This is a genomic window from Nonomuraea sp. IBHARD001 (assembly GCF_056106265.1).
Map to the genome: position 1 here is coordinate 7,276,432 of NZ_JBWBBW010000002.1, position 13,051 is coordinate 7,289,482.

The following is a 13,051-nucleotide window of genomic DNA, read 5'->3' on the forward strand; positions in this document are numbered from 1 at the left end:
CGCTCATGCGGCCTGGGTGGGGCCCGAGCTGCCCTGACTGGCGTGCCAGAGCCTGCGCGGCGGGTCGACCACGCCGGGCGCGGGACCGATGTCGGCGTAGGGCGAGAGCAGATAGCCGTTGGCGTACTCGATCCGCCTGCCGCCCACGCCGCCGCCCGAGCGCACCGGCGGGGCCAGCAACGCCTCGACGGCGCCGAGCCCCTCCCTGCGCCAGACGGCGTCGAGGTCGGCCAGGTTCCAGCAGTCGAGCGCCCGCATCGACAGCGCCCTGGGCCCGGTGCGCCTGACCACTCCCCTGGCGACCAGCAGCCACGAGCCGAACACCGTGGCCGCGCACCGGCCCTGCACCGACTCGAAGAAGGTCAGGTCCACCGGCCCCGTCGAGTCGTCGAGCGTGGTGAAGATGACCCGCTGGCCGCTGCGCACGGCCGGGGTCTGGGTGGCCACCTTCACCCCCGCCACCAGGACCTCGGCGCCGTTGCGCTGACGCAGCAGATCCGCCGATCGCACCACGCCGATCGCGTCGAGCAGCTCGTCGTGGAAGCTGATCACGTGCTTGCTGACGTCGATGCCGAGGATCTCCAGCTCGGCCTCGACCATCTCGCTCGCCGTCATCTCGGGCAGTTCGCCCGCCTCGACGTGCTCGGTGAAGCCCAGCGGCAGCTGCACGGCCTCCTGGCGCGCGGCGGGCGCGGGGGGCGCCGCATAGCCCTTCCTGGCCCTGGAGGGGCGCGTGAGACCCGCCGACGAGGCTCGCTCCAGCGCCCCCGTCCTGGCGATGAGGTCGCGCCTGGTCAGCTCGCCGGGCCGCCAGCGCGGACCGCCCGGCGACAGCGCGTGCAGGTCGTCGAGCCCGCCCACCTGGACGATGCGCTCCATCGTCGGCCGTGAGGGCCTGGCCCGGTCCCAGAGATCGGCCAGCGAGACGTAGGGGCGGCCCGCGACCAGCCTGTCGACCTCGGCCTCGGTCACCCCCTTGATCGCCGAGAACGGCACCCGCAGCCCGTAGCCCCTGCCCAGCTCCTCCGCCCTGAACTCGCCGGACGGCCTGCCCCGCCGTGCCCGAGGCTCGCCGTGCCCGCCCGGTCCCACGCGTTCGACCTGCCACTGCCGTCCCGAGCGGTTCACGTCCAGCGGCAGGATCGCCACCCCGCACTGCCTGGCCTCCTCCACGATCACCCGTTGCGGGTACATCCCGGGCTCGTGGGTGAGCACACCGGCGAAGAAGGCGGCGGCGTGATGGCGCTTGAGCCAGGCCGACTGGTAGGTGGGCAGGGCGAACGCCGCCGCGTGCGCCTTGCAGAAGCCGAACGCGCCGAACGCGTCGAGCACCTGCCAGGCCCGCTCCACGGTCGCCTCGTCGAACCCGTGGGCGAGCGCCAGCGGCGTGAACGCCGCCCTGACCCGCTCGCGCCCCTCGGCCGTGCCCAGCGTGCGGCGCATCCGCTCGGCCTCCGACAGGCTCTCGCCGGTCATCACGGAGATCATCCTCAGCACCTGCTCGTGGAAGACCACGATGCCCTGCGTCTCGGTCAGCGCCGGGCGCAGCCGCTCGTGCGGGTACACCGGCTGCCGCCACCCGTGCCTGGCCTGCAGATAGGGCGTGACCATGTCGGAGTTGACCGGCCCCGGCCGAAACAGCGAGATGTCCACGATCAGGTCGTGCATCGTACGCGGCTCCAGCTTGGCCACCAGCTCCCGCTGCCCCGGCGACTCGATCTGGAAGCACCCGAGAGTACGGCTCGCGCAGATCATGTCGTAGGTCGCGACGTCGTCGTGCGGCACCTCGTCCAGGACCACGTCGAGGTCGTCGACCCGCTTGATCTCCTTCAGCGTGTAGGCCATCGCCGACTGCATCCGCACGCCGAGCACGTCGAGCTTGAGCAGCCCGGCCTCCTCGACGTCGTCCTTGTCGAACTGCGACATCGGGAACTCCAGCATGCTGCGTTCGACCGGCGTGCGGTCGCGCAGCGCCGAGTCGCCGACCAGCACGCCGCACGGGTGCAGCGCGATGTGCCTGGGCAGCCCGTCGAGCTTCTCGGCCAGCCTGAACACCCGGTCGAGCGCCCCGTCGCCGAGACCGCTGTCACGAAGCTCGGGCAGGTCCTCCAGGGAGGCCCGGATCTGCCGCGCCCTGATGTGCGGGAACGCCTTGGCGATCACGTCGATCTCGTACGGCGGCAGCCCCATCGCGGCCCCGACGTCGCGGATGGCACTGCGCGCCCGGTAGGTCTCCATCATCGACACGCAGGCGACGCGGCGCTCGCCGTACCTGGTGAAGATCGCCTGGTAGCAGTCGAGGCGGCGGGCCGACTCCACGTCGAGGTCGATGTCGGGCAGGCCGATGCGGCCCTCGGACAGGAAGCGCTCCATCAGCAGGCCGTGCTCCAGCGGGTTCACCTCGCCGATCCGCAGCAGGTAGTTGACCAGGCTCCCGGCGCCCGAGCCCCGGATCGCACAGCGGACGTCCATCTTCCTGATCATGTCGGTGATCCCCGCGACGGCCACGAAGTAGCCGGACAGCCGCTTGCGCTCGATGATCTCCAGCTCGGCGGCGAGCCGGTCGCGGGCCTGGCGTGAGCGGGTCAGGCCACGCCCGGCCAGGCCGTCCTCGCAGCGCACGCGCAGCATCGGCACGGGGTCGCCGCCGATCTCCGGCAGGTTCAGCCGGGCGGGGTCGCCGTGCCGCAGTGCGAGCAGGTCGAGCGGGTCGGCCGCGCACGCCTCGGCCAGCTCGCGCGTGGTGCGCAGCAGCCTGTTCACGCGTTCGGGGTCGCCGCCGCAGATCCTGGCCGCCACCCTGGCCATCTCCTCGCCGCTCTTGAAGTAGGCGTGCGAGGTGGCGCGTTCCAGGTGCCTGGGGTGCAGCGGGACGAGCTGGCGCGCCGCGTCGAGCACGTCGCCCACCTGGTGGTCGGCCGGGTCGAGGTAGCGCACGGCGTTGCTGAGCACGGCGGGCACGCCCGACGCCTCGGCCAGGGCCAGCATGCGCGTGGCCGTGGTGGCGTCGCGGTAGCCGTGCTGGTCGACCAGCTCGACCACGACGCAGGGCACCGCCGCCTGCCAGACGCGCAGCAGCGCCCTGGCCCGGTCGTCGCGCCGTGCGGCCACCGCCCTGCCGACGTCGGAACGCGGGCCGAGCAGCACGACCAGGCCGTCGGCCGCGCCGAACCTGCCGCCGCCGCTCCCCTCGCCCGCCGCCGGTGCGGCCACCAGCGCGTGGGTCACCTCGGGGCTGCCGCGCTCGCCCGCGGCGTGCGCGGCCGTCACCAGGCGCGAGAGCGCGGCCCAGCCGCGGGAGCGGGCCAGCACGGTGATCCGGTCCTCCGCCTCGGACCCGGTGCGCGGCCGCGCCCCCTCCGGAGGCCGTGTGCCGCCCGAGGGCGTGGCCAGGGCCAGGTCGACGCCGTAGACGGGCGCGATGCCCGCGTCCGCGCAGGCCTGGGCGTGCTTGACCGCGCCGTAGAGGCCGTCGCGGTCGGTGAGGGCGAGGATGTCCATGCCGTGCGCCGCCGCCCTGGCCGCCAGTGCCTTCGGGAAGGCGGTGCCGTAGCGCAGGGAGTAGGCGGAGGCGACGTGCAGATGGGTGAAGGCCGCCATCAGTCCCACGCCCTCAGCAGCAGCCAGCCGCCGCTCGCGGTGTCGTAGCGCAGCTCGTAGGCGCCCTTCTCCCTGCCGGGACCGGCCTCGACGCGCCAGAACCAGCGCTCACCGGGATCGGTCTCGGAGGTCTTCCACCATTCGCGGGCGACCACCCAGTGGTCGAGGATCTGCCTGACCAGGTAGAGCCGGTCGCGCCAGACGAACTGGACGGGCCTGCCCTCACGGGTCCACACCTCTATCGGATCGCCATAGAGTCTGCTCAAGACTTTTCTCTTCTCCCCGCGGGCTCAGGACTGCTCTCTCGTGAGCCACCCGGGGGAAGACGGGCGCATCAATGTGTCGAACATATGTTCTCACGGCCCGAAGCGCAAGTCGCCCTCCTGCCGGATCAGCGGGTTGGCGCCGATCGAGTTGCGGATGCTGAAGGCCACGCTGCCCGCCCGGTACCTGTCGTCCGACCACTCCACGGGCCTGCCCTCACGCGTGGTGGTGACCCGTCGCTGACGCAGCAGCGGGCTGCCTCGCCGTACTCCGAGCAGGCGGGAGTCGAGCGAGCCCGCGGCGACGGCGTCGATGAGGTGCTCGCCGTAGGCGAAGACCAGGCCGACCGCGTCGTTCAGGGCCTGGGTGATCGACTCGCAGTCGGGCGGCAGGGCCTCGACGGCCGGGGCGATCCAGCCGCCGTACACCGTGCGCTCCAGCAGCACGGGCTCGCCGTCGAGCGAGCGCAGCCGCAGCACGTCGAGCACCTCGTCGACGGCCAGTTTCGCCGACTCGGCCGCGCTGGCCCGCCTGCGCCGCTGCCGCACCACCTGGCCGCCCACCCGGTAGCCCTTGGAGGCCGCCCACTGGGCGAAGCTGTGCAGTTCGGCGAAGCTCTGCGAACGCTCCTGGCCGAGCACGATCCTGCGCGCACCCTGACGCGAGCCGATGAGCCCTTCGGCCGCGAGCAGCGCCACCGCCTGACGCACCGTGCCCCTGGCAGCGCCGTAGCGCGCAGCCAGGTCGGCCTCGGTGGGCAGCTGTGCGCCCACCGCGTGCACACCGGTCAGGATGGCCTCGCGCAGCTCAGCGGCAATGCATTCATAGCGGGCAACCATCCTCGACCTTCCCCGTTCACGAAACAGCAATCCTTATGGGACTTACTGGGACTGGCCTTGTTTGAACAAGTTTCTTACATTCAGTGCACAGCCCCAAGAGTGGAGGAGGCGCCGTGTTCGCACCCCGCGCCCGAGTCGCAGCTGTCGTAGCAACTCTCACCGTAGTCACGGCGGCCTGCGGAGCCGCGCCCTCGAAGGAGCAGGCGACGGAGGGCGGCGTCAACGCGAAGACCGCCACCTCCGCCGCCGACTTCGGCGGTTTCGACAAGCTCGTCGAAGCCGCGAAGAAGGAGGGCAAACTCCATGTGATCGCCCTGCCGCCCGACTGGGCCAACTACGGCGAGATCATCAAGGTCTTCGGCGAGAAGTACGGCATCGCGATCGAGAGCGAGGACCCCGACGCGGCCAGCGCCGACGAGATCAACGCGGTCAAGACGCGCAAGGGCCAGGACCGCGCCCCCGACGTGCTCGACCTCGGCCAGTCCTTCGCCATCAGCGGCGCCAAGGAGGGTCTGTTCGCCCCCTACAAGGTGCAGACCTGGGACAAGATCCCCGCCGCCCAGAAGGAGGCCACCGGCCTCTACGTCAACGACTACGGCGGCTACGTCTCCATCGGCTGCGACGCCAAGGCCATCGCCGCCTGTCCGCAGAGCTTCGCCGACCTGCTCAAGCCCGAGTACAAGGGCAAGGTCGCGCTCAACGGCAACCCCACCAAATCCGGCTCGGCCTTCGCCGGTGTCTACGCCGCCTCCCTGGCGAGCGGCGGCTCCTTCGACGACATCGCGCCCGGCCTCGACTTCTTCAAGAAGCTCAAGGACGCGGGCAACTTCAACCCGGTCGAGACCACCCCGGCGACCATCGAGAAGGGCGAGACCCAGATCAGCATCGACTGGGACTACAACAACGCCGCCTACGCCCCCAAGATGGCCGAGAAGGGCCTGGACTGGCAGGTCGCCATCCCCAGCGACGGCCAGTACTTCCAGATGTACGCCCAGGCGATCAACAAGGACGCCCCGCACCCCGCGGCGGCCAGGCTGTGGCAGGAGTTCCTCTACAGCCCCGAGGGCCAGAACCTCTACCTCAAGGGCTTCGCACGTCCCGCGCTGCTGCCCGCGATGATCGCCGACGGCACCGCGGACCAGGCGCTGCAGGACAAGCTGCCCAAGGTCGAGGGCGAGCCGACGTTCCCGACGCCCGAGCAGGTGGACAAGGCCAAGGCGGCACTGGCCACCGGCTGGGACACCGCGATCTCCGGCTGAGGCATGACATCCACCCTCACATCGCGCCGGGCCCGCTCCAAGGGCTGGCTCGGCGCGCTGCCGCTGCTCGCCTTCGTCGCCTTCGCCTTCGGCGTGCCCGCCGCCGCGATGGTCGCCGGAGCCTTCACCGCCGAGGGCGAGCCGAGCCTGGCCAACCTCCGGATGAGCCTGCAGGGCGGCTACCTCAATGCCATGATCGGCAGCATTCAGCTGTCGGCCGTCGTGGCGTTCTCCGGCGCCGTGCTCGGCTCCTTCCTCGCCTATGCCGTCGTCACCTCGCGCTCGGCGCTGCTGCGCGAAAGCGTGCTGACCGCCTCCGGCGTGCTGGCCAACTTCGGCGGCGTGCCGCTGGCGTTCGTGTGGATCGCCACGCTCGGCAACTCCGGCATCCTCAGCGCGCTGCTCGGCCTGCCTTCGGGCAGCCTCTACAGCTTCTGGGGCCTGGCGATCACCTATCTGTACTTCTCGGCGCCGCTCATGGTGCTGGTCATGGTGCCCGCCTTCGACGGCCTGCGCCCGCAGTGGCGTGAGGCGGCGGCGGGAAGCGGCGCCACCGCATGGCAGTACTGGCGGCACGTGGGCCTGCCGGTGCTCGCACCCGCGCTGCTCGGCGGTGTGGTGCTGCTGTTCGGCTCGGCGTTCGCCGCCTACGCCACCGCGCAGGCGATGGTCGGGACCGTTGTGCCGCTGGTCACCTTGAAGATCGCCAACGCGCTGACGGGCGACGTGCTGATCGGCTACGAGAACGTCGCACTGGCGCTCAGCCTCGACATGGTCGTCGTCGCCGGGCTGGTCATGGCGCTCTACCTCCCGCTGCAGAAGAGGAGCACGCGATGGCTGCGGTGACCCCGGTGCTCGTCCCCGGCTCCGAATCCGCGCCCGCGCCGCGTCAGGCGGGCCGCAGGCCGTGGCGTCTCGTCGTCCTGGCGCTGGCCGCGCTGTACTTCCTCGTGCCGCTCGGCGCCTCGGCGTGGTTCACCGTCGAGGACCCGGGCAAGGGCTTCACCCTGGCCGCCTACGGCCGCATCCTGACCGCCGACGGGTTCGCCGCCAGCCTGCTGCTGTCGTTGTCGCTGGCCGTGGCCACCATCGTGCTCGCGCTGCTGCTGACCCTGCCCGCGATGCTCGCCGTACGGCTGAGCGCGCCTCGGTTGAAGCCGGTCATGGAGGTGATCTGCACGCTGCCGCTGGTGGTGCCGCCGATCACCTTCGTCGCCGGGATCAGCACGGTGTTGCGGGCCGGGCCCGACTACCTGGCGGCCACGCCGTTCTGGGCGACGCTCATCGCCATCCAGGACCCCGCCTTCCCGTTCGTGCTGGTCCTCGCCTACGTGGTGCTCGTGCTGCCGTTCGTCTACCGCTCGCTGGACGCGGGGCTGGCCACGATGGACGTGCGCACGCTGGTCGAGGCCGCGCGCAACCTGGGCGCCTCCTGGCCGCACGTCATGTTGCGTGTCGTCGTGCCCAATCTGCGCTCGGCGCTGGCCAGTGCCTCGTTCCTGGCGCTGGCGCTCGTGCTGGGCGAGTTCACCGTGGCCAGGCTGCTCGGCTACCAGCCGTTCGCGGTCTGGATCGTCACCGTCTCGGGAGCGGACGGGCGGTTGTCGGTCGCGGTCTCCGTACTGAGCCTGCTGCTGACGTGGCTGCTCCTGCTCCTCGTGTCCACGGCCTCGGGAAGATCCACCGCCTCACGAAGATCTACCGCCTCAGGAAGGAAGAAGCGATGACGTCAGCGCGTGTGGAGTTCAGCGGGCTGCGCCGGGTCTTCGGCAGGACCACCGCGCTCGACGGATTCGATCTGGTCGTCGAGCCGGGTGAGTTCGTCGCGCTGCTCGGGCCTTCGGGGTGCGGCAAGACGACGGCGCTGCGGTGCGTGGCCGGGTTCGAGCAGCCGGACGAGGGCGCGGTGCTGATCGACGGCAGGGACGTCACGCGCGTCCCCGCCAACAAGCGCGACGCGGGCATGGTCTTCCAGTCCTACTCGCTCTTCCCCAACCTCAACGCCCGCGACAACGTGGCGTTCGGGCTGCGCGTGCGCAAGGTGCCTGTCGCCGCGCGCCGGGCCAAGGCCGCCGAACTGCTCGACCTGGTCGGCCTGCCCGCGCACGGCGAGCGCTACCCGCACCAGCTGTCCGGCGGGCAGCAGCAACGCGTCGCCCTGGCCAGGGCGCTCGCCCTCGAACCCCGCGTGCTGCTGCTGGACGAGCCGCTGTCGGCGCTCGACGCCAAGGTACGCGTCACGCTGCGCGAGGAGATCCGCAGGCTCCAGCTCGACCTGGGCATCACCACGATCTTCGTGACGCACGACCAGGAGGAGGCGCTCTCGGTCGCCGACCGGGTCGCCGTGCTGCGCGACGGCCGTCTGGAGCAGTGCGGCACGCCCGCCGAGGTCTACGACAGACCGGCCACGCCCTTCGTCGCCGAGTTCGTCGGGACGATGAACCACCTGCCAGGCCGGGTCTCGGGCGATCACGTGACGGTGCTCGGCCAGCTCCTGCCGCTGGCCGGCGCCGCGCCTGGCGACGACGTCGACGTCCTGGTCAGGCCGGAGGCCGTACTGGTCGAGCCGGACGCCGAAGGCCGCGCCGACGTGCTGACCGTCTCCTTCCGAGGCGCGTCCGCGCGGGTACGGCTGGCCGTCGACGGCGCCGAGATCCTGGCCGACGTCGCCGGGCACGAGGCCGTACGGCTCGCGCCCGGCGCCAAGGCCACGGTGCGCCTGGTGGAGCGGCCCGTCCTGGTGGCGGCACGCGCCGCCGCGTCGCCGGTGCGGGAAGCGCGGGCCGGTGCGATCTGAGGCCCGGGCGGTGCTCTTCGACATGGACGGAACGCTGGTCGACACCGAAGGGTTGTGGTGGGAGGCCGTCGCCGAGGTCGCCGGATCGCTCGGTCTGCCGCTCGGCCCGGCCGACGCCCCCGACGTCGTCGGCCGCTCGGTCGAGGACACCGCCGCGTACCTGCTGCGCCGTGCCCCCGATGCCGGGCCCTGGGTCGGGGCGGGGCTGGCCGAGGCGTTCGTCTCGCGTGTCGCCGGAGGGGTCACGGTGCTGCCCGGCGCGTTCGACCTGCTGGAGGCGCTCACTCTGGCCGGGGTGCCCACCGCGCTGGTCAGCGCCTCGCCCCGGCGTGTCGTCGACCTGGTGCTGCCCTGGCTCGGCGGGCACGCCTTCGACCTCGTCGTCGCGGCCGAGGACGGCGCGCGGGGCAAGCCGTACCCCGATCCGTATCTGGCGGCGGCGCGTGCGCTCGGGGTCTCGCCCCGGGCGTGTGTGGCGGTCGAGGACAGCCCGGCCGGGATCGCCGCCGCGCACGGGGCCGGGATGACGGTGCTCGTGGTGTCGGGCGCGCCGCTTCCGCCCGGTGGGCTGCGGCTGGGCGGGCTGGGCGAGGCGATCGGGCTGCTCGGGCTCGACGCCGTGCCCCGGTGAGGTTCCGGCCGGGCGCTGCCCCTTCCGAATACGCCCGGCATCGGTAAGCTGGCCCGCTGTGAGCGCGCATTCCCCCCAGATCGGGCGTTACAGATTACTGGGGCAGCTGGGCAAGGGCGGGATGGGCACGGTCCACCTCGCCGAGGACCCTTCGGGGCAGCGGGTCGCCATCAAGGTGATCAACCAGGAGTACAGCCAGCACGAACAGTTCAGACTGCGCTTCCGCCGTGAGGCCGACGCGGCCGGCCGGGTCCGCAGGTTCTGCACCGCCGCCGTGCTGGAGGCCGCGCTCGACGGCGACCAGCTCTACGTGGTGACGGAGTACGTGCCCGGTCCCAGCCTTGAGCAGGCCGTACAGCAGTCGGGCCCGCTCAGGGGGTCGAGCCTGGACGCGCTCGCGGTGAGCGTGGCGACCGCGCTCACCGCCATACACGGGGCCGGCGTCGTGCACCGCGACCTCAAGCCGTCCAACGTGCTGCTCTCGCCCGTCGGGCCCCGGGTGATCGACTTCGGCATCGCCAGGGCGCTGGACGAGCTCGGCGGCGTCACCACCACGGGGCAGCTCGTCGGCACGCCCAGGTACATGGCGCCCGAGGTGCTGCGCGGCGAGCAGGCCTCGCCCGCGTGCGACGTGTTCTCGTGGGGCTGCCTGGTCGCCTACGCGGCCAGCGGCAAGGCGCCCTTCGGCGGGGACGCGCTGCCCGCGATCGTGTACCAGGTGCTCAACACCGAGCCGGTGCTCGACGACGTCGAACCCGGTCTGCGTGAGCTGGTCGTGGCCGCGCTGTCCAAGGATCCGGCCCGGCGTCCCACGGCCCAGCAGCTGCTCGACCAGATGGTGGGCCGCCAGGCCGACCCGACCCGCGTGCGGGAGGCGCTCACGACGGCGCTTCCCTCGACGGGGGTGCCCACGGCGGCCGTGCCCGCCGTACGGCAGGGGGCGAGGGCTGGGCGGGTCAAGCTGGTCGCCGGGCTGGTCGCGGCGCTCGTCGTCGCGGGCGGTGCGGCCGCCGCCTGGACGATGCTCGGCGACAAGGGGCCCTCCGCCGACCTGCCGATCCTCTACCAGGACGACTTCATCTCCTCCTCCACCAGCTGGGGCGGCGAGGACTACGACACCGGCAGCTCCGACTACAGCTACGGCTACACCGCCGAAGGCTTCTACGCCCTCGACGCCGAAGGCGACAACGACCTGCGGGCCGTCCAGGCGCCCATCCCCTACGTCGCGCAGCAGCCCACTCCGGTGCCCACGCCGACGCCCTCGCCGCTCATCCCCGAGCACGTGCAGATCGGCGCCGACGTCACGCTGCGCGAGGTGGAGGGCGAAGGCGAGTACGGCCTGTTCTGCAGGGGCGCCGACACGGGCAGCGCGTACGAGTTCATACTCGACAGCGGCGGCCAGGCGCGTATCCGCAGGTCGGTGAGCGGGGCGGGCGGCACGATCGCCAAGCCGGTCAAGGTCGAAGGGCTCAAGACCGGCAGCAGGGTACGTCTGGTCGTCTCGTGCGAGAAGGTCGACGACGCGGTCAGGCTGCGCATGTGGGTCGGCGACAGGAGCGTGCTCACCGTCGACGACCCCAACCCGCTGCCCAACGGAGTGATCGGGATCTTCGCCCGCATCGCCAAGGGCAGCGACTCCAAGATCCGTACCTCCTTCGACGACTTCGAGCTGCGCGGCCCGAAACCCACTTCCTGAGTCGGGAATTATCGGGGGCGGCGGCCGGTTGCCGCTGAACATGCGTGCCATCGTCGTGTCCGCGCCCGGCGGACCTGAAGCCCTCGTCCACTCCGCCGACCTGCCCGACCCACGGCCCGGACCCGGCGAGGTGCTGGTCGCCGTCGCCGCGAGCGGGGTCAACTACGTCGACGTCTACCACCGCTCCGGCGTCTACAAGGTGGCGGCGCCGTTCACTCCCGGCTCGGAGGGCGCGGGCACGGTGCTCGTCTCCAACAGCGACGACTTCACCGAAGGCCAGGTCGTGACCTGGGCCAACGTACTCGGCAGCTACGCCTCGCACATCGTCGTACCCGCCGCGCGGCTGGTGCCCGTGCCCGACGGCATCACGGCCGAGACCGCCGCGGCGGCGTTCCTGCAAGGCCTCACCGCGCACTACCTCGTCCGCTCCACCCACGAGGTCAAGCCAGGCGACCAGGTGCTCGTGCACGCCGGGGCCGGAGGGATGGGCCTGCTGCTGACCCAGCTCGCCAAGCTGCACGGCGCCCGCGTGATCGCCACCGTCTCCACCGACGAGAAGGAGAAGACCGCCCGCGCGGCAGGCGCCGACGACGTCCTGCGCTACGAGGGCTTCGCCGGGCGCGTACGCGAGCTGACCGGCGGCAGAGGCGTCGACGTCGTCTACGACGGCGTCGGCCTGACCACCTGGGAAGGCAGCCTCGCCTCCCTGCGCCCACGCGGCGTCCTGGCCCTGTACGGCGGAGCCGGCGGTCCCGTGCCGCCCATCGACCCGCTGGCGCTCACCGCCGCCGGTTCGGTCTTCCTGACCAGGCCCTCGCTCGTCGACCACATCGCCGAGCGCGCGGAGTTGCTGGCGCGGTCGGCCGAGCTGTTCGGGTGGATCGCCTCCGGGGACCTCAGGATCACGATCTCGCACCGCTATCCACTGACCGAGGCGGCCCAGGCCCACACCGACCTGACCGGACGGCGCACGACGGGGAAGGTCCTGCTGATTCCTTAGGCTCGGGCGTTCTTCGAGGTGATCGGCGGGCGCCTTGGGATCCGCCACAGGCTTTCTTCGACACGCTCGGCGGGCGCCCAGGGTCAGACGTGAGATCCGCCGTCCACGCGTAGCTCCACGCCGGTGAGGTAGGCGCCGTCCGCCGATGCCGCGTACGCGATGGTACCCGCGATGGCGGCGGGGTCACCGAAGCCGACCTGCGGCATGATGCGGCCGTAGAAGCTCGCGTCCACGCCTTCGGGGAAGCTGACCGACGTCATCAGCGGCGTCACCACCCCACCGGGCGAGATCGCCACCACGCGCACGCCCTGCGCCGCGACCTCCGCCGCCAGACTCACCGAGAACGCGAGCACCGCACCCTTGCTGGCCGCATAGGCAGTCATGTACGGATGCGCGTGCGTGGCCGACGTCGACGCCGTGTTGATCACCACTCCCTTGCGCTCCACCAGGTACGGCATCGCCTCGCGGGCGAACAGGAAGGTGCCGATCAGGTTCACGTCGAGCAGGCGGCGGAAGTCGGCCACGGTCAGTGTGGCCAGCGGCGTGGTCTTGTGGATGCCCGCGACGTTCACCAGGACGTCGATGCCGCCCATCGCACGTACGGCCTCGGCCACGGCCCGCTTGACCGCCTCCTCGTCCGACACGTCGGCGACGTGGGTGTGGACACCGTCGAGCTCCTCGAGTCCTTCGGCGAGCCCCTCGGCGTTGACGTCCACGGCGAACACCGTCGCGCCCTCCGCGACCAGGCGCTGCACCGTCGCCCTGCCGATGCCGGTCGCGGCCCCGGTCAGAAGCACACTCTTGCCTGCGAAGCGATCCATACGCACCTACCTTTTGTCGTCTCATAACGAGACACATGTGTCTCTTTCAGAGTATCCCGTCGAACATGGTGCGAGCGGCGGGGCGGGGGCGGGGGGCGGCCTGGGCTTACCGTGGATGGGCGATCCGCACTCTCGCCGGCCTCG

11 protein-coding genes are annotated in these 13,051 nt (G+C 71.8%); 7 read left to right on the plus strand and 4 right to left on the minus strand.

The genetic code is table 11. The features are described from left to right. Positions 1-3: 3 nt before the first annotated feature. The 3 genes from ACTWNK_RS34705 to ACTWNK_RS34715 all read right to left on the minus strand — a co-directional run bounded on the left by ACTWNK_RS34705 (position 4) and on the right by ACTWNK_RS34715 (position 4,703). Entirely contained in the window at positions 4-3,600 is a 3,597-nt protein-coding gene (locus ACTWNK_RS34705) for a DNA polymerase III subunit alpha (RefSeq protein WP_474311068.1), read from the minus strand. Beyond that, positions 3,600-3,866 carry a DUF6504 family protein gene (locus ACTWNK_RS34710; RefSeq protein WP_474309139.1) on the minus strand — a complete coding sequence of 89 codons (267 nt, stop codon included), beginning with the start codon at positions 3,864-3,866 and terminating at the stop codon, positions 3,600-3,602. The genes ACTWNK_RS34705 and ACTWNK_RS34710 overlap by 1 nt, the downstream gene beginning before the upstream one ends. A gap of 90 nt (positions 3,867-3,956) precedes the next feature. Continuing rightward, positions 3,957-4,703 carry a GntR family transcriptional regulator gene (locus ACTWNK_RS34715; RefSeq protein ID WP_474309140.1) on the minus strand — a complete coding sequence of 249 codons (747 nt, stop codon included), beginning with the start codon at positions 4,701-4,703 and terminating at the stop codon, positions 3,957-3,959. A gap of 113 nt (positions 4,704-4,816) precedes the next feature. On the opposite strand from ACTWNK_RS34715, the gene ACTWNK_RS34720 reads away from it, so the two are divergent. From ACTWNK_RS34720 to ACTWNK_RS34750, 7 genes are read left to right on the plus strand one after another with little or no spacing between them, the layout of a single operon-like run. Then, the gene (locus ACTWNK_RS34720; protein ID WP_474309141.1) at positions 4,817-5,962 is read left to right on the plus strand and encodes an ABC transporter substrate-binding protein; all 1,146 of its coding nucleotides are present in this window, start codon (positions 4,817-4,819) and stop codon (positions 5,960-5,962) included. A gap of 3 nt (positions 5,963-5,965) precedes the next feature. Next, positions 5,966-6,808: an ABC transporter permease gene (locus ACTWNK_RS34725; RefSeq protein WP_474309142.1), complete on the plus strand. Its 843-nt coding sequence runs from the start codon at positions 5,966-5,968 to the stop codon at positions 6,806-6,808. Beyond that, the gene (locus ACTWNK_RS34730; protein WP_474309143.1) at positions 6,796-7,689 is read left to right on the plus strand and encodes an ABC transporter permease; all 894 of its coding nucleotides are present in this window, start codon (positions 6,796-6,798) and stop codon (positions 7,687-7,689) included. Before ACTWNK_RS34725 ends, ACTWNK_RS34730 begins: the two co-directional genes overlap by 13 nt. Further along, positions 7,686-8,759 (plus strand): ABC transporter ATP-binding protein, encoded by a 1,074-nt coding sequence (locus tag ACTWNK_RS34735; RefSeq protein ID WP_474309144.1) that lies wholly within the window; start codon positions 7,686-7,688, stop codon positions 8,757-8,759. Before ACTWNK_RS34730 ends, ACTWNK_RS34735 begins: the two co-directional genes overlap by 4 nt. Further along, entirely contained in the window at positions 8,749-9,390 is a 642-nt protein-coding gene (locus tag ACTWNK_RS34740) for an HAD family hydrolase (RefSeq protein ID WP_474309145.1), read from the plus strand. Before ACTWNK_RS34735 ends, ACTWNK_RS34740 begins: the two co-directional genes overlap by 11 nt. A 58-nt stretch (positions 9,391-9,448) precedes the next feature. Further along, the gene (locus ACTWNK_RS34745) at positions 9,449-11,086 is read left to right on the plus strand and encodes a serine/threonine-protein kinase (protein ID WP_474309146.1); all 1,638 of its coding nucleotides are present in this window, start codon (positions 9,449-9,451) and stop codon (positions 11,084-11,086) included. 40 nt (positions 11,087-11,126) lie between these two features. Next, positions 11,127-12,086: a quinone oxidoreductase family protein gene (locus tag ACTWNK_RS34750; RefSeq protein WP_474309147.1), complete on the plus strand. Its 960-nt coding sequence runs from the start codon at positions 11,127-11,129 to the stop codon at positions 12,084-12,086. Positions 12,087-12,169: 83 nt separating this feature from the next. On the opposite strand, the gene ACTWNK_RS34755 is transcribed toward ACTWNK_RS34750, so the two are convergent. Further along, entirely contained in the window at positions 12,170-12,907 is a 738-nt protein-coding gene (locus ACTWNK_RS34755) for an SDR family NAD(P)-dependent oxidoreductase (RefSeq protein ID WP_474309148.1), read from the minus strand. Positions 12,908-13,051: the final 144 nt, after the last annotated feature.